Origin of the sequence: Pseudomonas versuta (assembly GCF_001294575.1) — a bacterium.
In the GTDB taxonomy this organism is placed as follows: domain Bacteria; phylum Pseudomonadota; class Gammaproteobacteria; order Pseudomonadales; family Pseudomonadaceae; genus Aquipseudomonas; species Aquipseudomonas versuta.
On the sequence record NZ_CP012676.1, the window covers coordinates 2,786,836 to 2,808,675 of the forward strand.

The following is a 21,840-nucleotide window of genomic DNA, read 5'->3' on the forward strand; positions in this document are numbered from 1 at the left end:
AGCGCACCTCAGGAACAACCTGTCCATGTTCCTGTCGAAGGGCCGATACCCTTTAAGGAAAGATCGGAATGAAGATCGCCGATGGTTTTGATGCGCGACGCTTGCGTCCCAAGGCACACAGCAACTGGCGCTCGCGTCTGGTGCTGACGTTTGCCGCCCTGCTGACGCTCTGCGGCGTGCTATTGCTACTGGCAGGCGCCAGCAGCCTGATTGGTCACCCAAGTGCTTTAGGCGAACTTAACGCCAGCCCTGCCGGGGCGATCGTGGTGCTGGTGTTCGGTCTACTGATCAGTTGGTTGGGGATTTGGCTGTGGCGCCGCCGCCGTCGTCAGATGCGCCAACCCTTTGGGTTGAACATGGCACCGCATCTGATGAAAAAACGCGACTGAAGCATATCCGCCGCCCGATTGTCGTCGACTTGGGTAAACTGGCCGCCCTTCGCGGAGGCTGACATGCAAGACGACGACTTTTCCCTGTTCAAAAACGAGACTCGCGGTGTAAAGCCGATCAAGCATGATCGGGCCGACACCGGCAAACCCAAATCCGATCGGGCACAACTGGCCAAACTGCGCCAGAACGCGACCGTGCGCAGCAATGCGACTATCATCGACGGTTTGTCCGACCAGTTTGTGATTGATGTCGGCCCCGAAGACCAGTTGAGCTGGGCGCGCGACGGCGTGCAGGAAAGCCAGATGCGTAAGCTCAAGCTCGGCCAGATCAGCTTCGAGGGCAGCCTGGACCTGCACGGCATGACCGTCGAAAAAGCCCGTGAAACCCTCTGGGAGTTCCTCAGTGAAGCCACACGCCTCGAAGTGCGCTGCGTACGCGTCACCCACGGTAAAGCCGTACGTCTGGACGGCAAGCGGCCGATGATCAAAAGTCACGTCAACACATGGCTGCGCCAGCACTCGCAAGTGCTGGGGTTCTGCTCCTGCCAGGCCAGACACGGTGGTGCCGGGGCGGTTTACGTCATGCTAAAGCGCACCATGATGGACGGTCGGGACGAGTAACCCCGTATCACCACACTTGCAGCGCCGTGCCAGCCCCCGTACCCTTACTCTTTGCGAAAAATCCCACAGGTAGATTAATGTCCCTGGAACAAAACTACACCGCGATCCTCGGTCAACTCGGCGAAGACGTTTCCCGTGAAGGCCTGCTGGATACGCCAAAGCGTGCCGCCAAAGCCATGCAGTATCTTTGCCGCGGCTATGAGCAAACCCTGGAAGAAGTCACCAACGGTGCCTTGTTCAGCTCTGACAACAGCGAAATGGTACTGGTCAAGGACATCGAGCTGTACTCGTTGTGCGAACACCACCTGCTGCCGTTCATCGGCAAGGCCCACGTCGCTTACATTCCGAGCGGCAAAGTGCTGGGCCTGTCGAAAGTGGCACGGATTGTCGACATGTACGCCCGTCGCCTGCAGATCCAGGAAAACCTGAGCCGGCAGATTGCCGATGCGGTGATGCAGGTTACCGGCGCGCTGGGCGTAGCCGTAGTGATTGAAGCCAAACACATGTGCATGATGATGCGCGGTGTCGAGAAACAGAACTCGTCGATGATCACGTCGGTGATGCTCGGTGAGTTCCGCGAAAACGCGGCTACCCGCAGCGAGTTTCTCAGCCTGATCAAGTAAGCACCCGCACCCGAAAAGACCGGCGTTGATCGCCGGTTTTTTTTCGCCTGCCGATTTCAGGTAAGCTGCGCCCCTTCCTTCTCGCCCATGAGGCTTTTACTGTGTTTATCAAAGCGCTTCGCGTAGGCCTGGGTCAGCTGATCATCGCTGGTGATTTCATTACCCGTCCCGGCAAAAAACAGCGCCCTGCGGCCGCACAGGCCCAGGTCGACCAGGCCGCCAAAAGCCTGACCCTGTATCAGTTCCATGCCTGCCCGTTCTGTGTAAAAACCCGCCGCACCCTGCGCCGCCTGAACGTACCGGTGGTACTGCGCGACGCCAAGAACAACGAACAGGATCGCCAGACGCTGCTGGAACAAGGCGGCAAGATCAAGGTGCCCTGCCTGCGCATCGAAGAAGACGGCAAGACCACCTGGATGTACGAGTCCAAAGTCATCATCGATTACCTGAACCAGCGGTTTGCCAACGTCTGATCGACCTCTGCAGCTCCCACAATAGGGGGAGTTGGCACACACAAAAAAACCGGCCCAGGGCCGGTTTTTTTGTACAGGGTTCACCTCAATCAAGCATCCCCACATGCCGCGGGTGGCTGGCCACCCGTTGCAACCAGGCCTGAATGCCCGGATAGCCGCTCAGATCAAAACCGCCCTGATCCGCCACATGGGTGTAGGCATACAGCGTCACGTCCGCAATTGAATACTGGTCGCCCACCAGATACGGGGTACGGGCCAGTTGCTGCTCCATCACGTCCAGCGCCTTGTAACCGCGCTTTTGCAGCTTGCGGTACTCCTCAAGGCGCTCTTGCGGCAACCCCAGGTAAAACTGGATAAACCGCGCCACTGCAATGTAAGGCTCATGGCTGTACTGCTCGAAGAACTGCCACTGCAGCACTTGCGTGCGCAACCGTGGCTCGCTCGGCAAGAACTCGCTGCCGTCTGCCAGGTAGTTGAGAATCGCGTTGGACTCCCAAAGGCACGTCCCGTCTTCCAGCTCCAGCACCGGGACTTTGCCGTTGGGATTTTTCGCAAGGAACTCCGGGGTTTCAGTTTCGCCCTTGAGAATATCCACCGCGAACCACTGATACTCAAGCCCCAGCAAATGCAGCATCAGCTTGATCTTGTAGCAGTTGCCCGAGTTGTAATCGCCATAAACCTTGAGCATCGCAACTCCCTTTAAGCCGCCTGAGCGGCCTGTGCTTGACGAATCACGTTAGCCAGACGCTTGAGACCTTCATGCAGGCGCTCCGGGTCGATGTGGCTGAAGTTCAGGCGCAGGCTGCCCACGTTCTGATCCGGGTTGGCGAAGAACGGCTCGCCCGGCATGAATGCAACGTTTTGCTCCAGTGCCGGCTTGAGCAAAGTACGGGTGTCAAACGGCTGCTTGAGGGTCAACCAGAAGAACAGCCCGCCCTGCGGCACGTGCCAGTCGGCCAGGTCCGAGAAATGCTCTTCCAGCGCCAGCTGAAAGCCATCGCGACGCACACGGTAGAAGTCCCGCAGCTCGGCCAGGTGGTTGCTCATCTTCTCGGTACCGATCCACTGCAAAGCCTGCCACTGGCCCACACGGTTGGTGTGCAAGTCCGCCGATTGCTTGAGGCGCAAGAGGTGCGGGAACAGGTCCGGGCTAGAAATCAGAAAGCCTACGCGCAGGCCCGGCAACAGGGTTTTGGACACGGTGCCGGTGTAGATCCAGCTGGCTTTTTTCAGGCGGCTGACAATCGGCGTGGCACTGCCGCCGTCGAAATTCAGTTCGCGGTACGGCTCGTCTTCGATCAGGGTCACACCGAACTCGTCCAGCAAGGCCGCCACGGCGTCACGCTTGGTTTCGCTGTAACGCACGGCTGACGGGTTCTGGAAAGTCGGGATCAAGTAGATGAACACCGGGCGATGCTGTTCCAGCTGCACGCGCAGCGCCGCCAGATCCGGGCCATCGGCTTGCAGCGGGAAGCTCAGGCACTCGGCGCCGAACAATTGGAAAATTTGCAGCGCCGCCAGATAGGTCGGCGCTTCGAGCATGATCTCGGTGCCCTTGTCGATGTACAGCTTGGCCGCCAGGTCGAGGGCCTGTTGCGAGCCGCTGAGTACCATCACCTGGCTGGCATCACAATCTACCCCCAGGGCGCGGGCTTCTGCTGCCAGCACTTCACGCAGGGCCGGCTCGCCTTCGCTCATGCCGTATTGGCCCATCGAGGCCGGCATGTCGGTCCAGTCGACTTTGGGCAGCATGGCCTCAGCCGGTAGACCACCTGCAAAAGACATGACTTCCGGACGTTGGGCCGCAGCCAGAATTTCACGAATCAAAGAACTTTTCAGGCGGGAAACACGTTCGGAGAAGGCCATACAGATCACCGGTAGCGGAAGTAATTGGAAATAAGTCAAACTGATTGACCGAAATTACGCCGCGAAGCCTAGATACGTCAATATGCTTGACCTTAAAAACCCAACCACTCAGCGCGCCGCCATGGAAGCCTTCTTCTTTGGCTATCAAGCATTTACCGCCAAAGCGGATGAAATGCTGGCCCGCCGCGGGTTGAGCCGGGTGCATCAGCGCATCGTTTTTTTTATCGCCCACTACCCCGGTGTAAGCGTCAAAGAACTGCTGATATTGCTGGGAGTGAGCAAGCAAGCGCTCAATACCCCGTTACGCCAGTTGATCGAGATGGACCTGGTACGCAGCGTTGCCCCCGAGACCGACAAGCGCAAACGGCTGCTGGAACTCACGGCTGACGGTGTCAGGTTTGAAAAAACCCTGCGCCGCGAGCAAGTCAAACTGCTGCAGCGGGTATTCGCCCAGGCCGGCGAAGACGCGGTCAATGGCTGGCTGACAATCAATCAGGCCCTGGGCCAAAGCCGCCAGGCCTGACAGCTGCCTGTCTGTAGGAGCGAGCTTGCTCGCGAGCTTTTCAAAACGATGACGCAGAGCTCGCTCCTACAGACCCTAGATTTCGAGCACAATCCTAAAAACATTATTTGCTTTTTTTGTATACAAAAGCATAATCCTCATCACACACGTTTCTGACTTAAAGGTCAGGAAAAGCATCTCCCGCCTCAAACAGCGCCCTTAAAAACAATAAAAGCCTGAGGACATCCCCGTGGACAGCCAAAAGTCAGAAGCACCCGCCCTGGATCTTTCACCGCCCTCCTCCCGGGGCTGGCTGGAACGTCTGTTCAAACTGTCGCTGCACGGCACCACGGTCAAAACCGAGCTGATCGCCGGGCTGACCACCTTCATCACCATGGCCTACATCATCTTTGTAAACCCCAACATCATGGCCGATGCGGGAATTGATCATGGTGCAGCCTTTGTCGCGACCTGCATCGCCGCTGCGCTGGGCAGCATGCTGATGGGGCTTTATGCCAACTGGCCGGTCGGCCTGGCGCCAGGCATGGGCCTGAATGCGTTCTTCACCTACACGGTGGTCGGCACCATGGGCTATAGCTGGGAAACCGCCCTTGGCGCGGTATTTGTTTCCGGCGTACTGTTTTTGATTTTGACCCTGTCACGGGTCCGCGAGTGGCTGCTCAACAGCATCCCTGCCAGCCTGCGCTACGCCATGGGGGCTGGCGTCGGCTTGTTCCTGGGGATCATCGGCCTGAAAACCTCGGGCATCATCGTCGACAGCCCCGCGACCCTGATCAAGCTCGGCTCACTGCGCGACCCCGCGCCGCTACTGGCTGCCGTATGCTTTCTGATGATCGCGATTCTCAGCTATCACCGGGTGTTCGGTGCCATCCTGATCAGCATCATCGCCGTCACCCTGGCGGGCTGGGGCCTGAACCTGGTGCACTACAACGGCATCATGTCGGCCCCTCCCAGCCTGGCACCGACCTGGATGGCGATGGACCTCAAGGGCGTGTTCAACGTCAGCATGATCAGCGTGGTCCTGGCCTTTCTGTTTGTGCACATGTTCGACACCGCCGGCACCTTGATGGGGGTGGCGCAGCGCGCCGGACTGGTGAAAGCTGATGGCAAAATCGAAAACCTGTCGCGTGCGCTCAAGGCTGACAGTGCGTCCAGCGTGTTTGGCGCAGTGGTCGGCGTCCCGCCCGTAACCAGTTACGTCGAAAGTGCCGCTGGCGTGGCTGCCGGCGGGCGGACCGGGCTCACCGCCGTGACCGTGGGCCTACTCTTTGTCGCCGCGATGTTCTTTGCCCCGCTGGCTGGCATGATTCCCACCTATGCCACTGCCGGAGCGCTGATCTACGTGGCAATGCTGATGATGGGCGGCATGGAGCACATCAACTGGAGCGAACCTACCGATTGCATCCCGGCGATTGTGACCATGATCATGATGCCCCTGACCTTCTCGGTGGCTGACGGTATCGCCCTTGGCTTTATCAGTTACGTTGCGCTCAAGGCCGGCACGGGCAAGTACCGCGAGATTTCCGTTAGCTTGTGGGTGCTCTGCGCCATTTTCATTGCCAAGTTTATTTACCTGTAAACCCGGCAGTATCAACCTGCCCCGCGCCGTGCGGGGCGTTGGCTTTATCAGTAGAAAGAGGGCATGTGATGAGTCTGGAAACCTGGCTGCTGTTCAGCAGCGCGGCGCTGGTGGTGATCCTGATCCCCGGGCCGTTGTCGTTATTGATGATCAGCAACAGTTTGAACTACGGCTTGCGCCGCTCGTACCCCGCCTTTCTGGGCGGCGTGATCGCATCGATCTGCCTGCTAAGCGCCTCGGCATTGGGGCTGGGCGCCTTGTTGCTGGCCTCGGAACAGTTGTTCAGCGCGCTCAAAATTGTCGGCGCGCTGTACCTGTTCTACCTCGCCTGGCAAAGCTGGAAGCAATCGCGGCAACCGGCCAGCGCGGTAAACGTGCCGGCTGGCGCACCAAAACCGCGCTTTCGCGCCCTGTTTGGGCGCGCATTCGTGCTGGGCGCCAGCAACCCGAAGGACATTCTGTTCTTTGCCGCATTCCTGCCACAGTTCCTCATCCCCGATCAGCCCTTCCTTGCGCAGCTACTGGTGATGATTGCCACCTGGACCGTGCTGGACTTGCTCTGCAAGCTGGCCTACGGCCTGGGCGCCCACGGCGCAGCAGGTTATCTACGCAGCGGCAAGGGCCAGAGCTGGTTCAACCGCGTCAGCGCCGGCCTGTTCGGCGTGGCAGGCACCGCGTCGTTACTGAGCCGCTAAAAGCCAGACACCTGTAGGAGCGAGCTGTTTAAACAGCTCGCGAGCAAGCTCGCTCCTACAGGGGTTGCAGCAAACGCCGGGCAAAAAAAAACCCGCTGTGCGAGCGGGCAAAAAACCACAGGGGCAATTCAAAAAACCTAACTCCCGCGATACGTCGAATAGCTGTACGGCGAAATCAGTAGCGGGACATGGTAGTGATCCTGCTCGGCACTGATCCCGAAACGCAGCACCACCACATCCAGAAATGCCGGCTCCGGCAATTGCACACCCCGTGCCCGGTAGTAATCACCGGCACTGAACTGCAACTGATAAACCCCAGAACGGTAGGTATCGCCCTCCAGCAACGGTGCGTCGCAACGCCCGTCGCTGTTGGTCACAGCCGTCGCGACCAACGTCAGCTGCGAACCTTCGACCCGATACAGTTCGACCTTGATCGAATTGCCCGGGCAACCGTGTGCGGCGTCCAAAACATGCGTAGTCAAACGTCCCATTGATTCTGCGACCTCCCGAGTCGGTGAATAAAAACTGGCCTTGCACCTGTTTGGCGCACCAAAAGATCCGTTGCAGCCCGGATTAAGACATTTATCAAAAAAATTGTACACAATTAAAAACGCAATCAAACCCGGACCGCCAGCTATAAGGGCCAAAGCCCGGATTCCTTAAAAACCGCAGCAGTTCTGGACTTCATATTCACAAGCTGACCAATCAGGCAAGTTTTTTGCAAGTACCTTTCCCGCACAAAGCATGGTAAAAATGCAAGAAAGCAGGGTTACAAAGATGTAACAAAGTTGTATACAATCAGACCATCACAGTGACGCCAGGTCTGGCCAATCGACTGTTAACATAAACAATAAGGAAGATTGAGTGAGCGCAGACTACCCACGCGACCTGATTGGTTACGGTCCCAACCCTCCCCATCCGCATTGGCCGGACAACGCCCGTATCGCCCTGTCTTTCGTACTCAACTACGAAGAAGGCGGCGAGCGCAACATCCTCCACGGCGACAAAGAATCTGAGGCCTTCCTCTCGGAAATGGTCTCGGCGCAGCCGCTGCAGGGTGAGCGCAACATGAGCATGGAATCCCTGTACGAATACGGCAGCCGTGCCGGCGTATGGCGTGTGCTCAAGCTGTTTCGCGAATTCGATATCCCGCTCACGGTGTTTGCCGTCGCCATGGCTGCTCAACGTCACCCTGACGTGATCCGGGCCATGGTTGCCGCCGGGCATGAGATTTGCAGCCACGGTTATCGCTGGATCGACTACCAGTACATGGATGAAGCCCTCGAGCGCGAACACATGCTCGAAGCGATCCGCATCCTCACCGAAATCAGCGGCGAACGCCCGCTGGGCTGGTACACCGGCCGCACCGGCCCCAATACCCGGCGGCTGGTGATGGAAGAAGGCGGCTTTCTGTATGACTCGGACACCTACGACGATGACCTGCCCTACTGGGAACCGAACAACCCCACCGGCAAGCCGCACCTGGTAATCCCTTACACCCTGGACACCAATGACATGCGCTTCACCCAGGTGCAGGGTTTCAACACCGGTGAGCAATTTTTCCAGTACCTCAAGGACGCTTTCGATGTGCTGTACGCCGAAGGCGCAGAGTCGCCGAAAATGCTATCGATCGGCCTGCATTGCCGCCTCATTGGCCGCCCTGCGCGTCTCGCCGCCCTCAAGCGCTTCGTTGAATACGCCAAGGGCCACGAGCAGGTCTGGTTCACCCGCCGCGTGGACATCGCCCGGCACTGGCACGCCACCCACCCTTTTGTTGCAGAGACCGGCCAATGAGCACCTTCAAAACTCTCAAGCCTTCAACCCTGAGTCGTGAAGCCTTCGTGGCGGCCTTTGCCGATATTTACGAGCACTCGCCCTGGGTCGCCGAAAAGGCTTACGACCTGGGTCTGGACAGCAGCGTTGACCAGATCGAAACCCTGCACCAGCGCATGAGTGACATTTTGTTGAGCGCCGATCACGCCAGTCAGCTGGCACTGATCAATGCTCACCCGGACCTGGCGGGCAAAGCTGCCGTACAGGGCCAACTGACCGAAGCCAGCACCCATGAACAGGCTGGCGCCGGTATTCACCAATGCACGGAAGAAGAGTTTCAGCGCTTCACCGAGCTGAACGAGGCCTATAAAGCCAAGTTCAAGTTTCCCTTCATCATGGCGGTAAAAGGCAGCGACCGGCACCAGATCCTCGCCGCGTTCGAGACCCGCATCCACAACCCGGCAGACGTCGAGTTCAAATGTGCGTTGGCGCAAATCAACAAAATAGCCCTGTTCCGATTACTCCAGCTCTAAGCCGAGCCGGCACCTGCCGGTCACGCATCTCCAGCCACTTATTTAAAGGCAGACCAGAAGAATGAAAGCTTACGCCGTACCTTTCGAGAAGTTCGTCAACCTGGCCGATGCCCGTCTGGGCACCAAGATTATCTCGGTGACCGATGACTGGTTCGCTGACGCCAACCGCATGTTCCAGCCGACCCCGGCCGTATGGAAGGAGGGCGTTTTCGATGACAACGGCAAGTGGATGGACGGCTGGGAGTCCCGCCGCAAGCGCTTCGAAGGCTATGACAGCGCGGTGATCCGCCTGGGCGTACCCGGCTCGATCAAAGGCGTGGACATCGACACTTCATTCTTCACCGGCAACTTCCCGCCGTCTGCCTCCCTTGAAGCCTGCTTTCTGGCCCAGGGCGAGCCCAACGAAAACACCCAGTGGGTTGAAGTGCTGTCCGCGGTCGAACTGCAAGGCAACAGCCACCACTACCACGAAATCAGCAATGACCAGGCCTTCAGCCACTTGCGTTTCAACATCTACCCGGACGGCGGCGTAGCCCGTCTTCGCGTGTACGGCGTGCCGTTCCGTGACTGGTCGGCCGTTGGCGACAATGAACAGGTCGACCTTGCCGCAGCCCTGAACGGTGGCCGTGCCCTGGCCTGCTCCGACGAACACTTCGGCCGCATGAGCAACATCCTCAACCCGGGCCGCGGTATCAATATGGGCGACGGCTGGGAAACCGCACGCCGCCGTACCCCGGGTAACGACTGGGTGATCGTGGCGCTGGGGCATGCCGGCGAGATCGAAAAAATCATCGTCGACACCCTGCACTTCAAGGGCAACTACCCGGACACCTGCTCGATTCAGGGCGCGTTCGTCAAAGGCGGCACTGACAGCCAGATCGAAACCCAATCGCTGTTCTGGCGTGAACTGCTGCCTGCACAGAAGATGGAAATGCACGCCGAGCACAGCTTCAGCGAGCAGATCAAAGCCCTGGGCCCGATCACTCACATTCGCCTCAACCTGTTCCCGGACGGTGGTGTAAGCCGCCTGCGTATCCTGGGCAAGGTCGCTAAATAAGGAATAACCCCGTCGCCGGTCAACCGGCTCCCACAGGCATTTGCCAATGCGGGAGCCGGCTTGCCAGCGACAACAACAGATCCAACACCACAGAATCCGGAAAAGAAGACAGACCATGCGCACATTGCAGATTGAACCGCTGACCAAAGAAGCCTTCGCCCCCTTCGGTGACGTTATTGAAACCGACGGCAGCGACCACTTCATGATCAACAACGGTTCGACCATGCGCTTTCATCGTCTGGCCGAAGTCGAAACCGCGCAGCCGGAAGACAAGGCCATCATCAGCATTTTCCGCGCCGATGCGCAGGACATGCCGCTGACCGTGTGCATGCTGGAGCGCCATCCGTTGGGCAGTCAGGCTTTCATCCCGCTGCTCGGCAACCCCTTTCTGATCGTGGTCGCGCCACTTGGCGATGAACCTGTATCAGGCTTGGTCCGCGCCTTTGTCAGTAATGGCAGGCAGGGCATTAATTACCATCGCGGCGTTTGGCACCATCCGGTGCTGACGATCGAAAAGCGGGATGACTTCCTGGTGGTTGATCGCAGTGGCACAGGCAATAACTGCGATGAGCATTTCTTCAAAGAGGATGAGCGATTGATCCTCGCCCCCCACCAATAAGAGAAGGTCTGATCACTCACGCAAGAGTGACAGGCAAGAGGTAGAGACTGTGGAAGCACATCTGATGGAATGGCTGAATCTGAGCGTACGCTGGATTCATATGATTACCGGTGTGGCCTGGATCGGCGCGTCGTTTTATTTTGTCTGGCTGGAAAACAACCTCAACCGCAACAACCCAAAAGAGGGGCTGGCCGGCGACTTGTGGGCCATCCACGGCGGCGGCATTTACCACCTCGAAAAATACAAGCTGGCCCCCCTACCATGCCGGACAACCTGCACTGGTTTAAATGGGAGGCCTATTTCACCTGGATGTCGGGCATCGCCCTGCTGTGCCTGGTGTTCTACTTCAACCCGGCACTTTACCTGATCGCTCCCGGCAGCAGCCTGAGCGGCCCGCAAGCGGTGGCCATCGGCATTGGTTCATTGATTGCCGGCTGGTTCATTTACGACTTTCTGTGCGATTCGGCCCTGGGCAAACGCCCGGCGCTGCTCGGCCTGATCCTGTTCGTACTGCTGGTAGCTGCCGCATTCGGCCTGAGCAAGGTGTTCAGCGGCCGAGGCGCCTATCTGCATGTGGGCGCCATTATCGGCACCATCATGGTCGGTAACGTGTTTCGCATCATCATGCCGGCCCAGCGGGCTCTGGTGGCCGCGATCAAGGAAGGCCGTACGCCCGATCCGGCCCTGCCGGCCAAAGGCCTGCTGCGTTCGCGTCACAACAACTACTTCACCTTGCCGGTGCTGTTCATCATGATCAGCAACCACTTCCCCAGCACCTACGGCAGTGCCTACAACTGGTTGATCCTGGCCGGGATTGCGGTGCTGGCAGTATTGGTACGCCATTACTTCAACACCCGCCATAACAGCCACAAATTTGCCTGGACCTTGCCGGTCGCGGCCCTGGGCATGATCTGCCTGGCATACGTCACCGGGCCCAAGCCGGCGCCTTCTGCCCCCGACGTGGCCAAGGTGATCAAGTATCAGCCCATCCCTGAAACCGCAGTCAGCGGCGCCAAACCCGATACCGCGCCGGCGCCTGTCACTGCGCCTGCTGCTGCGCCAGCACCGGTGGCCAGCGTCGATTTCGACAAGGTGCATGCCGTGATTCAGGAGCGCTGCGCGGTCTGTCATTCGGCCACACCCACCAGCCCGCTGTTTAGCGCGGCCCCCGGGGGCGTGATGTTCGACACCGCACAGCAAATCAAATTGATGGCTCCGCGGATTCAAGCCCAGGCCGTCGCCAGCCAGATCATGCCACTGGGCAACATCACCCAGATGACCCAGCAGGAACGTGATCTTATCGGCGCCTGGATCAACACCGGCGCCCAAACCAACTGACGCACACGCTCTGTGGCCGCAGCCCTGGCGCGGCCACAGAAACACACCACTAGCTCACAACAATAAAAATGACCGAGGTGTTGCATGTCCGATTTAACCGAACCGCGCATACCCGCCATAACCGCTCCGCCTCCCCTGGCGCGGTTGCCGTTGTTGCAATTGATTCTGGTCGGCTTGCAGCACGTGCTGCTGATGTATGGCGGCGCCGTTGCCGTACCGCTGATCATCGGTCAGGCCGCCGGCCTGAGCCGGGAAGAGATCGCCTTCCTGATCAACGCCGACCTGCTGGTCGCGGGGATTGCCACCATCGTCCAGTCGATGGGTATCGGGCCCATGGGCATCCGCATGCCCGTGATGATGGGTGCCAGCTTCGCTGCGGTCGGCAGCATGGTGGCTATGGCCGGAATGCCGGGGATCGGCATGACCGGCATCTTCGGCGCGACCATTGCCGCCGGTTTTTTCGGGATGATCATCGCGCCCTTCATGTCCAAGGTGGTGCGCTTCTTCCCGCCGCTGGTGACCGGCACCGTGATTACCTCCATTGGCCTGTCACTGTTCCCCGTCGCAGTGAACTGGGCGGGCGGTGGCAGTGCTGCCACGCAGTTCGGCTCGCCGATGTACCTGGCCATTGCCGCGTTGGTACTGGCAACCATCTTGCTGATCAACCGTTTCATGCGCGGCTTCTGGGTCAATATTTCAGTGCTGATCGGTATGGCTCTGGGCTATGTATTGTCCGGTGCACTGGGCATGGTTGACCTCAACGGCATCGGCCTGGCGCCGTGGTTCCAGATCGTCACCCCGCTGCACTTCGGCATGCCCGAATTTCATCTGGCGCCGATTCTTTCCATGTGCCTGGTGGTGGTGATCATTTTTGTCGAGTCCACCGGGATGTTTCTGGCGCTGGGCAAGATTACCGGTCAGGATGTGACCCCGCGCATGCTGCGCCGCGGCTTGCTGTGTGATGCCGGGGCTTCCTTTATCGCGGGATTTTTCAACACCTTTACCCACTCCTCCTTCGCCCAGAACATTGGCCTAGTGCAAATGACCGGCGTACGTTGCCGCTCGGTCACCATCATGGCGGGGGTGTTTCTGATAACCCTGAGCCTGCTGCCCAAGGCGGCGTATCTGGTGGCCTCGATTCCGCCCGCCGTGCTGGGCGGTGCAGCCATCGCCATGTTCGGCATGGTGGCGGCCACGGGGATCAAAATCCTTCAGGAAGCGGATATTTCTGACCGGCGCAATCAATTGCTGGTGGCCGTGAGTATCGGCATGGGCCTGATTCCGGTGGTGCGTCCGGAGTTCTTCGCCCACCTGCCACTGTGGATGGGCCCCATCACCCACAGCGGCATCGCCATGGCCGCCGTCAGCGCGGTCAGCCTGAACCTGATGTTCAATGTACTGGGCGGTGCCGAGCGCGCCGCCATGAGCGGGCACGTGCATCAGCATTGATGCACCCATCTGCCTGTCTGTAGGAGCGAGCTTTTAACGCAGCAACGAAAAGCTCGCGAGCAAGCTCGCTCCTACAGGCCGTCGGCGCATCGGTATTAAAAATAATAAAAAAGGGAATTACCCATGAACTGCAAACACTGGGGCATCACGCTCGCGGGTGGGTTTCTGGCTGCCGGCCAGGCCATGGCCGGTGATCTGTTTGTATGGCAAACCAACAGCCTGACGTATCTGTACGGCAAGAATTTCGCGATCAACCCTTCGATCCAGCAAACCCTCACCTTTGAACATGCCGATAAATGGAAATACGGCGACAACTTCCTGTTTGTCGACCGTATTTTCTACAACGGCAAACCTGATCCCAACAAAGGTCCGCACACTTACTACGGCGAGTTCAGCCCGCGGTTATCGTTCGGCAAGATATTCGATCACAAACTCGAGTTCGGTCCGGTCACGGATGTGCTGCTAGCCATGACCTACGAGTACGGCGAAGGTGAAAGCGAGGCTTACCTGATAGGTCCGGGCTTTGATCTGGCGGTGCCCGGCTTCAATTACTTCACCCTGAACTTCTATCGCCGTCACACCGAAGGGCCGCGCCCGGGCACCGGTACCTGGCAGATCACCCCGTCGTTTTCCTACACTCTGCCGATCGGCCCCTCCAATCTGCTGATCGATGGCTACATGGACTGGGTAGTGGACAACGACCGCAACTCGCGTGGCACTTACCACGCCAACCTGCACTTCAATCCACAGATCAAGTACGACCTGGGCAAAGCTCTCAATCTGGGTGAAAAACAGTGGTATGTCGGCATCGAATACAGCTACTGGAAAGACAAGTACGGCATCGATAGCAGCAGCCGTCTGGACACCAATCAGAACACTGCCAGCGCCCTGGTTAAAGTCCACTTCTAGATCAAGCATCTGCGGTGCCCTGTGATTGCCCGACATGCGCAATCACAGGGCGCTTGAGTACCGGCCCCGGAGCCCGTATCCTGCGCGCCCGCTCACGGGTGAGCGTTGTTTAAAGCTGACTTCAAAGCCAACTTAGTACAGTTAAACCAAGGGTTTACGGCCGGCAGGCCGCTCTATTCACTCAACGGTCAGACGACAGTAGAGGGATTTATTCTGGCCGCCAAACCGCCGTGGCCCGGCACTTGCTTTACGTATCAAAGTTGACCAGAAGGGCAAGTTTAAAACAGAGGAATCAAGGCGCCGAAACAGAGCGTCACGTTCTTATCAATGCAGATTTTTTAATTTTTGGAGCAACCGAATGAAGCGCACTTTGACCAGCCTGATGCTTGCGGGGAGCATGCTTGGCGGGGCACCGGCAGTTGCCGGCGACCTGTTGCAATGGCAAACCAACAGCCTGACTTACTTGTATGGCAAGGACTTCCAGGTCAACCCGAAAATTCAACAGACCCTGACCTTCGAGCACGCTGACAGCTGGAAGTACGGTGACAACTTCTTCTTCCTCGACCGTATCTTTTACAACGGCAAAGAGGACGGCAACGTAGGCCCGAACACTTACTACGGCGAGTTCACCCCGCGTTTGTCGATGGGCAAGATTTTCGACCAGAAGTTTGAATTCGGCCCGATCAAAGACGTACTGCTGGCCATGACCTACGAGTTTGGCGAAGGCGATACCGAGGCCTACCTGATCGGCCCGGGTTTCGACCTGAACGTGCCAGGCTTTGACTACTTCCAGCTGAACTTCTACCAGCGCTTCCCTGAAGGCAGCCGTGCCGGCAGAGGCGTCTGGCAGATCACGCCGGTGTGGTCCTACACCCTGCCCCTGGGCAATTCCGATGTGCTGATCGACGGCTACATGGACTGGGTGGTCGACAACGACCAGAACTCGCGCGGCACCTACCACGCCAACCTGCACTTCAACCCGCAGATCAAATATGACCTGGGCAAGGCATTGAGCTGGGGCGCCAAACAGCTGTACGTCGGTGTTGAATACGACTACTGGAAAAACAAATACGGCATCGAAGACAGCGGCGCGTTCAAAACCAATCAGGACACCGCGAGCCTGTTGGTCAAGTACCACTTCTGATCCCGGGTAACCGGCCGCATCACTGCGGCCGGGGCGCCACCAGCAACCCGCGCAGCATCAGGTCCAGGCTGTCCAGAGACGCCGCCAGACGCTGTGGCGGGTTGTCGGCCCCGGCAATCCAGAACGACAGGTCCATCAACCCACCCTGAATCAACCGTGCCAGGGCTTCGGGATCGGTGGGCTGAATCACCCGGGTATCCATCAAGCCTTGCAACATCGCTGCCATCGACGCGCTGCAGTCCGACTGACTGCTCTGCAAGTATTGCGACCCCAGCACCGACGGCGCATCGCGCAGCATGATCCGCTGCACCTCAACCTGCAGTGCCATCTCCAGAAACATGCGACAGCGCCCTTTAAAACCTTCCCACGGGCTCGCCGCCTGCTCAAACACCTCGGCCAGTTGCACATCCAGCTCAGCATCGACTTGCTGCACCACAGCCTGCAACAAACCCTTCTTGTCGCCAAAATGGTGATACAGCGCACCCCGGGTCAGCCCCACCGATGCTGTCAGTTCATCCATCGACGTCTGGGCATAACCGACCGAGCCAAACGCCTGGCGCGCGGCATCGAGCAGCTTGCCACGGGTTTGTTCAATCATTTGCGACCGCACTTTGGGCGCCATGCCTGTCCCCTTTTTTCAGATACGGCGCGTAGGTTAATTGACATACGGTGCGTATGCGTATATTTCTGCATACGCCGCGTATGTGACGCGGTCAGATGACAGTTGCGGAGCTTGTATGGCCAACCCTTATCGCGAGATTTTCAGCGCCCCCGGCACCAAAGCTTTCAGCGGTGCGGGCCTGCTCGCACGCATGCCGATCTCCATGGTCGGGATCGGCATCATCACCATGCTCGCGCAATTGCGCGACTCGTACTGGCTGGCCGGTGCCGTCGCCGCAACCTTTGCCTTGTCCATGGCATTGCTGGCACCGCAGATCTCGCGCTGGGTCGATCAATATGGCCAGGGCCGCGTGCTGCCCGGCATTACCGCTATCGGTGTGTGCGCCTTGCTGGGGTTGCTGTTGTGCAGTCATTTCGCTGCGCCGGACTGGACCCTCTTCGTCTTCGCCGCGCTGGCCGGCTGCATTCCCAGCATGTCAGCGATGGTGCGTGCACGCTGGACCAAGCTGTATCGCGGCTCGCCCAAATTGCACACCGCGTTCTCGTTCGAGTCGGTGCTCGATGAAGTGAGTTTTATCATCGGCCCGCCGATTTCCGTAGGGCTGAGCGTGGCGCTGTTCCCCCAGGCGGGTCCTTTGGCAGCCGCCATCTTCCTGGCGGTGGGCGTGACTGCATTCGTGCTGCAACGCAAAACCGAGCCGCCCGTACACCCGCGCAATGCCGACAACAGCGGCACCGTCTTGCGTCAGGGTGCAGTGGTGATTTTGCTGCTGGCCCTGCTGGGGCTGGGAACGATTGTGGGCACAGTGGATGTCGTCAGCGTCGCCTTCGCCCAGCAGCAAGGCCAACCCGCGGCCGCGAGTATCGTGCTGTCGGTTTATGCGCTGGGATCGTGCATCGTCGGGCTGGTATTCGGCACGCTCAAGCTGAACATGCCGCTGCCCAAGCTGTTCCTGCTGGGAGCGCTGGCCACCGCATTGACCATGGTGCCGCTGATGTGGGCCAACAGCATCGCCACCCTGGCCGCCGCCATGTTCATCGCCGGACTGTTCTTCGCACCGACCCTGATTACCGCCATGGGCCTGGTGGAAAACATTGTTCCGCCGGCCAAGCTCACCGAAGGGTTGACCTGGATGATCACCGGCCTGGGCATGGGCGTTGCCCTGGGCGCTGTGCTCGGCGGCTGGGTCATTGATGCTTACGGTGCACAGGCCGGGTTTGGCGTATCGCTGGCGGCGGGCGGGGTGATGCTGCTGTTTGCTGTTCTGGGTTATCGACTTCTGCAAAGCAGCACTACGCCCCGCGCTACCTATGCCTAACCTTTGATGGCGCGCCAGACCTTGCTCACGCCCGCCACCACGGCCAGCACCACTGCGCCGGCAATGATGCCGGCCACGGCATTGAGCAGGGTCGGCACGATGGCCGAGACCACGCCCAGCCACTGAGCGCTGCTTGCAGCCACACCTTCAACCCAGTGATGTGCTGCAGGAACGCCATGGGTGAGGATGCCGCCACCGACCATAAACATGGCCGCCGTGCCGATCACCGACAGGCTCTTCATCATGTAAGGGGCCGCAATCAACACCCCGCGTCCGAGGCTGCGCTGAAAACCTGACCACGCACCGTCACCGGTTTTCTGGCTCAGGTACAGGCCAGCATCATCCAGTTTGACGATGCCGCCCACCAGGCCATAAACCCCCACCGTCATCACAATGGCGATACCGCTGAGCACGACGACCTGCTGCAGCAACGGCGACTCGGACACGATCCCCAGGGTGATGGCGATAATCTCGGCCGACAGAATAAAGTCGGTACGCACCGCCCCCTTGACCTTGTCTTTCTCGAAGGCCACCAGGTCGACTTCAGCATCGGCCACCGCCTCTTGCAACGCTTGGCGCTCGCCCTGGTCTTCGGCCTTGCTGTGCATAAACGGATGGGCGAGTTTCTCAAAGCCCTCAAAACACAGGTAAGCACCCCCCAACATCAACAGCGGCGTCACTGCCCACGGCGCAAAGGCACTGATGGCTAGCGCCGCGGGCACCAGAATCAGCTTGTTGCGAAACGAGCCCTTGGCGACTGCCCACACCACCGGCAACTCCCGGTCAGCCCGAACCCCCGAGACCTGCTGCGCATTGAGCGCCAGATCATCGCCCAGCACCCCGGCGGTCTTTTTGGCGGCCACTTTGGTCATCAGCGCGACGTCATCAAGCACTGCGGCGATGTCGTCGAGCAACACCAGTAAACTACTGCCTGCCATGGGCAAACTTCCCTTGCGTATTGAATGGTGCCAAGCATAGCGCGTACCAGCGCTCAGGCTGCAATCTTGAGCCGCCTGCAAGCCCGGTGCTACCATGCCCGACCGCCCAACCAGGCAAGGAAATATCGGGTTTATGAGCAGTATCCGCGAGCGTAATAAAGAGCTGATTTTGCGTGCCGCCAGCGAAGAGTTCGCTGACAAGGGTTTCGCCGCCAGCAAAACCAGCGACATCGCGGCCAAGGCAGGCTTGCCCAAGCCCAATGTCTACTACTACTTCAAATCCAAGGAGAACCTCTACCGCGAGGTTCTCGAAAGCATTATCGACCCGATTCTGCGCGCTTCGACCCCGTTCAATGCCGACGGCGAACCCAATGCCGTGTTGAGCAACTACATCCGTTCCAAAATCATGATTTCCCGCGACCTGCCCTTTGCCTCCAAAGTATTCGCCAGCGAAATCATGCACGGCGCCCCGCACCTGAGCGAACAGCAGGTGCAATTGCTCAACGCCCAGGCCAAACACAACATCGACTGCATCCAGACCTGGATCGACCGTGGCCAGATTGCGCCGATCGACCCGCATCACCTGATGTTCAGTATCTGGGCCGCGACCCAGACCTACGCCGACTTCGACTGGCAGATCTCGGCCATCACCGGCAAAGCCAAACTGCAAGACAGCGACTACGAAGCCGCCACCCAGACCATCATCCGCCTGGTACTGAAGGGCTGCGCCCCGGACTGACTCCCCGCCCTGTAGGAGCGAGCTTGCCTCGCGAGCTTTTAAAACAGATCGCGAGGCAAGCTCGCTCCTACAACAAGCTTCAAGCCAATCGCGGACTACACCGCCACCCCCGCATCCGCCCGCAAGCCCTGGGCCTCTATCGCACTGATCGCACATTGTTCGTCAATGTCCGAAGTGTCGCCGCTGATGCCCATGGCACCAATGACCTGCCCCTGAGCATCGCGAATCAACACCCCGCCCGGTGCAGGCACGATGTCACTCTGGCCCATCCCGTTGAGTGCGGCGAAAAACGCCGGGCGCTGCTGTGCGTCCAGTGCCAGCAAGCGTGAGCCCTTGCCCAGCGCAATCGCGCCCCACGCCTTGCCAATCGCAATGCTGGGCCGCAGCAGGCTGGCACCGTCTTCACGCTGCAGCGCCAGCAAATGCCCGCCGCTGTCCAGAACCGCCACCGTCAATGGGGCCGCGCTTGTCTGGCGCCCTGCGTTCAAGGCCTGGGCCGTCAGGGCTAAAGCGACTTTCAAGGTTAAAGCACTCATGGTTGCCGTCCTTCTCTTGTTATAGGAAAGCCATTCGCGCGCCATTTCAGGCGCGCTCAATACAAACAATAGAACACAATAAATAATTTATTTGTATACAATTTTTTAAATTAAAAACCCTAAATCATTAGCCTTGCCGCCCTGACACAAGGGGTATCAGCCATTGCACACTGATTCTACAAAAGCCATTGACCTGCAGACCGGAGGATGAATACACTCGCCAAACAGCCACTTGTATACAATTACAAAACGTAAGAGGCACAAAACGATGAGCAAAATGAGAGCAATCGAAGCCGCCGTTCTGGTGATGCGTCGCGAAGGTGTCGATACCGCATTCGGTATCCCGGGCGCGGCGATCAATCCGCTGTACTCGGCCCTGCAAAAGGTCGGTGGCATCGATCACGTCCTTGCTCGCCACGTCGAAGGGGCCTCGCACATGGCTGAGGGTTACACCCGCACCAAAGCCGGCAACATCGGCGTGTGCATCGGCACGTCCGGCCCCGCCGGGACCGACATGGTCACCGGCCTGTACAGCGCCTCTGCCGACTCGATCCCGATTCTGTGCATCACCGGCCAGGCACCAAGGGCACGCATGCATAAAGAAGACTTCCAGGCCGTCGACATCACCAGCATCGTCAAGCCTGTGACCAAGTGGGCAACCACAGTCATGGAGCCGGGCCAGGTGCCTTATGCCTTCCAGAAAGCCTTTTACGAAATGCGCTCAGGACGCCCCGGCCCGGTGCTGATCGACCTGCCGTTTGATGTGCAAATGGCTGAAATCGAATTCGATATCGATGCCTACGAACCGATGCCGCTGTCCAGACCGACCGCGACCCGGGTCCAGGCCGAAAAAGCCTTGCACCTGCTCAACCAGGCCGAGCGTCCGCTGCTGGTCAGTGGTGGCGGCGTGATCAACGCTGATGCCAGCGATCTGCTGGTGGAGTTCGCCGAACTGACCGGTATCCCGGTGATTCCCACCCTGATGGGCTGGGGCACGATCGCTGACGATCACCCGCTGATGGTGGGCATGGTCGGGCTGCAAACCTCCCATCGCTATGGCAACGCCACCCTGCTCAAATCCGACCTGGTGCTGGGCATCGGCAACCGCTGGGCCAACCGTCACACCGGCTCGATCGACGTGTACACCGAAGGCCGCACATTTATCCACGTCGACATTGAACCGACCCAGATTGGCCGGGTATTTACCCCCGACCTGGGCATCGTTTCCGACGCCGGCGCTGCGCTCAAGGTGTTCCTTGAAGTGGCCCGGGAATGGAAAGCCGCCGGCACCCTGAAGAACCGCAGCGCCTGGCTGCAAGACTGTCAGCAGCGCAAAGCCACCCTGCACCGCAAGACCCACTTCGACAACGTGCCGGTCAAACCGCAACGGGTGTACGAAGAGATGAACCAGGTGTTCGGCAAAGACACCTGCTACGTGAGCACCATCGGTTTATCGCAGATCGCCGGTGCGCAATTCCTCCATGTGTACAAACCGCGTCACTGGATCAACTGCGGCCAGGCAGGCCCGCTGGGCTGGACCATTCCGGCAGCACTGGGAGTGGTCAAGGCCGATCCGCAACGCAATGTCGTGGCCCTGTCCGGCGACTACGACTTTCAGTTCATGATCGAAGAGCTGGCCGTCGGCGCCCAGTTCAATTTGCCGTACATCCATGTGGTGGTGAACAACTCCTACCTGGGGCTGATACGCCAGGCACAGCGCGGCTTCGAAATGGACTACTGCGTGCAGCTGTCTTTCGACAACCTCAATGCACCTGAGCTCAACGGCTATGGCGTCGACCATGTCGCCGTCGCCGAGGGTCTGGGCTGCAAGGCGCTGCGGGTATTTGAACCCAATCAAATCCAGCCGGCACTGCGCAAGGCCCAAGAGCTGATCAAGGAGTTCCGCGTACCGGTGGTGGTGGAAATCATTCTGGAGCGTGTGACCAACATTTCGATGGGCACCGAAATCAACGCGGTCAATGAGTTTGAAGACCTGGCGCTGGTCGGCAACGACGCGCCGACCGCCATTTCGATGCTTGATTGACTGACTGCGCCCCTCTCACGTCAGGGAGGGGCAAACCCTTTTCACAGGAGTT

General features: G+C 59.0%; 23 protein-coding genes and 2 pseudogenes. 19 read left to right on the forward strand and 6 right to left on the reverse strand.

Features of this window, described 5'->3' with window-relative positions; all coding sequences use genetic code 11:
* Positions 1 to 68 precede the first annotated feature (68 nt).
* The 4 genes from AOC04_RS12330 (at position 69) to AOC04_RS12345 (ending at position 2,106) form a co-directional block, all read left to right on the forward strand.
* The gene (locus AOC04_RS12330; RefSeq protein ID WP_060693744.1) at positions 69 to 389 is read left to right on the forward strand and encodes a hypothetical protein; all 321 of its coding nucleotides are present in this window, start codon (positions 69 to 71) and stop codon (positions 387 to 389) included.
* Between the two features lie 63 nt (positions 390 to 452).
* Complete coding sequence (locus AOC04_RS12335) at positions 453 to 1,010, forward strand: Smr/MutS family protein (protein ID WP_060693746.1); 558 nt, start codon at positions 453 to 455, stop codon at positions 1,008 to 1,010.
* A 77-nt stretch (positions 1,011 to 1,087) separates the two neighbouring features.
* The gene (gene folE / locus AOC04_RS12340; protein WP_003442011.1) at positions 1,088 to 1,633 is read left to right on the forward strand and encodes a GTP cyclohydrolase I FolE; all 546 of its coding nucleotides are present in this window, start codon (positions 1,088 to 1,090) and stop codon (positions 1,631 to 1,633) included.
* 101 nt (positions 1,634 to 1,734) lie between these two features.
* Complete coding sequence (locus AOC04_RS12345; RefSeq protein WP_060693748.1) at positions 1,735 to 2,106, forward strand: glutathione S-transferase N-terminal domain-containing protein; 372 nt, start codon at positions 1,735 to 1,737, stop codon at positions 2,104 to 2,106.
* Positions 2,107 to 2,191: 85 nt separating this feature from the next.
* On the opposite strand, the gene AOC04_RS12350 is transcribed toward AOC04_RS12345, so the two are convergent.
* Both AOC04_RS12350 and AOC04_RS12355 read right to left on the reverse strand, forming a co-directional pair.
* On the reverse strand, positions 2,192 to 2,794 hold the full coding sequence (locus tag AOC04_RS12350; protein ID WP_060693750.1) for a glutathione S-transferase family protein: 603 nt from the start codon (positions 2,792 to 2,794) through the stop codon (positions 2,192 to 2,194).
* An 11-nt stretch (positions 2,795 to 2,805) separates the two neighbouring features.
* Positions 2,806 to 3,972, reverse strand: coding sequence for an aminotransferase-like domain-containing protein (locus AOC04_RS12355; RefSeq protein WP_060693751.1), 1,167 nt, complete (start codon positions 3,970 to 3,972; stop codon positions 2,806 to 2,808).
* An 82-nt stretch (positions 3,973 to 4,054) separates the two neighbouring features.
* Here AOC04_RS12355 and AOC04_RS12360 point away from each other — a divergent pair, with 82 nt between their 5' ends.
* The 3 genes from AOC04_RS12360 to AOC04_RS12370 all read left to right on the forward strand — a co-directional run bounded on the left by AOC04_RS12360 (position 4,055) and on the right by AOC04_RS12370 (position 6,769).
* Complete coding sequence (locus AOC04_RS12360; protein ID WP_060693753.1) at positions 4,055 to 4,495, forward strand: MarR family winged helix-turn-helix transcriptional regulator; 441 nt, start codon at positions 4,055 to 4,057, stop codon at positions 4,493 to 4,495.
* Between the two features lie 229 nt (positions 4,496 to 4,724).
* Positions 4,725 to 6,074 (forward strand): NCS2 family permease, encoded by a 1,350-nt coding sequence (locus tag AOC04_RS12365; protein ID WP_060693755.1) that lies wholly within the window; start codon positions 4,725 to 4,727, stop codon positions 6,072 to 6,074.
* A 68-nt stretch (positions 6,075 to 6,142) separates the two neighbouring features.
* The gene (locus AOC04_RS12370; protein ID WP_060693758.1) at positions 6,143 to 6,769 is read left to right on the forward strand and encodes a LysE family translocator; all 627 of its coding nucleotides are present in this window, start codon (positions 6,143 to 6,145) and stop codon (positions 6,767 to 6,769) included.
* A gap of 137 nt (positions 6,770 to 6,906) precedes the next feature.
* Here AOC04_RS12370 and uraH read toward each other — a convergent pair whose 3' ends face one another.
* The gene (gene uraH / locus AOC04_RS12375) at positions 6,907 to 7,260 is read right to left on the reverse strand and encodes a hydroxyisourate hydrolase (protein WP_060693759.1); all 354 of its coding nucleotides are present in this window, start codon (positions 7,258 to 7,260) and stop codon (positions 6,907 to 6,909) included.
* A gap of 373 nt (positions 7,261 to 7,633) precedes the next feature.
* On the opposite strand from uraH, the gene puuE reads away from it, so the two are divergent.
* From puuE to AOC04_RS12415, 9 genes and pseudogenes are all read left to right on the forward strand, one after another.
* Positions 7,634 to 8,563 carry an allantoinase PuuE gene (gene puuE / locus AOC04_RS12380; RefSeq protein ID WP_060693760.1) on the forward strand — a complete coding sequence of 310 codons (930 nt, stop codon included), beginning with the start codon at positions 7,634 to 7,636 and terminating at the stop codon, positions 8,561 to 8,563.
* On the forward strand, positions 8,560 to 9,075 hold the full coding sequence (uraD, locus tag AOC04_RS12385; RefSeq protein ID WP_003441971.1) for a 2-oxo-4-hydroxy-4-carboxy-5-ureidoimidazoline decarboxylase: 516 nt from the start codon (positions 8,560 to 8,562) through the stop codon (positions 9,073 to 9,075). The genes puuE and uraD overlap by 4 nt, the downstream gene beginning before the upstream one ends.
* 61 nt (positions 9,076 to 9,136) lie before the next feature.
* Positions 9,137 to 10,132 (forward strand): allantoicase, encoded by a 996-nt coding sequence (gene alc / locus AOC04_RS12390; RefSeq protein ID WP_003441968.1) that lies wholly within the window; start codon positions 9,137 to 9,139, stop codon positions 10,130 to 10,132.
* Between the two features lie 115 nt (positions 10,133 to 10,247).
* On the forward strand, positions 10,248 to 10,751 hold the full coding sequence (locus tag AOC04_RS12395) for an ureidoglycolate lyase (protein ID WP_003441966.1): 504 nt from the start codon (positions 10,248 to 10,250) through the stop codon (positions 10,749 to 10,751).
* A gap of 100 nt (positions 10,752 to 10,851) precedes the next feature.
* Positions 10,852 to 11,618, forward strand: a pseudogene (locus AOC04_RS24480) (urate hydroxylase PuuD); the annotation flags it as partial.
* 210 nt (positions 11,619 to 11,828) lie between these two features.
* Positions 11,829 to 12,089: pseudogene (locus tag AOC04_RS24485) on the forward strand (urate hydroxylase PuuD); the annotation flags it as partial.
* An 84-nt stretch (positions 12,090 to 12,173) separates the two neighbouring features.
* Positions 12,174 to 13,538 (forward strand): nucleobase:cation symporter-2 family protein, encoded by a 1,365-nt coding sequence (locus AOC04_RS12405; RefSeq protein WP_060693763.1) that lies wholly within the window; start codon positions 12,174 to 12,176, stop codon positions 13,536 to 13,538.
* Positions 13,539 to 13,661: 123 nt separating this feature from the next.
* Positions 13,662 to 14,447 (forward strand): outer membrane protein OmpK, encoded by a 786-nt coding sequence (locus AOC04_RS12410; RefSeq protein ID WP_060693765.1) that lies wholly within the window; start codon positions 13,662 to 13,664, stop codon positions 14,445 to 14,447.
* 358 nt (positions 14,448 to 14,805) lie between these two features.
* A complete protein-coding gene (locus tag AOC04_RS12415) occupies positions 14,806 to 15,591 on the forward strand; it encodes an outer membrane protein OmpK (protein WP_060693767.1) in 786 nt (261 codons plus the stop codon).
* A 19-nt stretch (positions 15,592 to 15,610) separates the two neighbouring features.
* Here the strand turns inward: AOC04_RS12415 and AOC04_RS12420 are convergent, their stop codons facing one another.
* Entirely contained in the window at positions 15,611 to 16,213 is a 603-nt protein-coding gene (locus AOC04_RS12420) for a TetR/AcrR family transcriptional regulator (RefSeq protein WP_060693768.1), read from the reverse strand.
* Between the two features lie 115 nt (positions 16,214 to 16,328).
* Between AOC04_RS12420 and AOC04_RS12425 the strand changes: the two genes are divergently transcribed.
* On the forward strand, positions 16,329 to 17,531 hold the full coding sequence (locus tag AOC04_RS12425; RefSeq protein ID WP_060693770.1) for an MFS transporter: 1,203 nt from the start codon (positions 16,329 to 16,331) through the stop codon (positions 17,529 to 17,531).
* Here AOC04_RS12425 and AOC04_RS12430 read toward each other — a convergent pair.
* The gene (locus AOC04_RS12430) at positions 17,528 to 18,469 is read right to left on the reverse strand and encodes a DUF808 domain-containing protein (protein ID WP_060693772.1); all 942 of its coding nucleotides are present in this window, start codon (positions 18,467 to 18,469) and stop codon (positions 17,528 to 17,530) included. The two genes, AOC04_RS12425 and AOC04_RS12430, sit on opposite strands and share 4 nt — an antisense overlap.
* A 133-nt stretch (positions 18,470 to 18,602) precedes the next feature.
* Here AOC04_RS12430 and AOC04_RS12435 point away from each other — a divergent pair, with 133 nt between their 5' ends.
* Positions 18,603 to 19,208 (forward strand): TetR/AcrR family transcriptional regulator, encoded by a 606-nt coding sequence (locus AOC04_RS12435; RefSeq protein WP_060693774.1) that lies wholly within the window; start codon positions 18,603 to 18,605, stop codon positions 19,206 to 19,208.
* 95 nt (positions 19,209 to 19,303) lie between these two features.
* Here the strand turns inward: AOC04_RS12435 and AOC04_RS12440 are convergent, their stop codons facing one another.
* Positions 19,304 to 19,744, reverse strand: a complete 441-nt coding sequence (locus tag AOC04_RS12440; RefSeq protein WP_060693777.1) for a GlcG/HbpS family heme-binding protein — start codon at positions 19,742 to 19,744, stop codon at positions 19,304 to 19,306.
* A 268-nt stretch (positions 19,745 to 20,012) separates the two neighbouring features.
* On the opposite strand from AOC04_RS12440, the gene gcl reads away from it, so the two are divergent.
* On the forward strand, positions 20,013 to 21,788 hold the full coding sequence (gcl, locus tag AOC04_RS12445; protein WP_060693779.1) for a glyoxylate carboligase: 1,776 nt from the start codon (positions 20,013 to 20,015) through the stop codon (positions 21,786 to 21,788).
* Positions 21,789 to 21,840 lie beyond the last annotated feature (52 nt).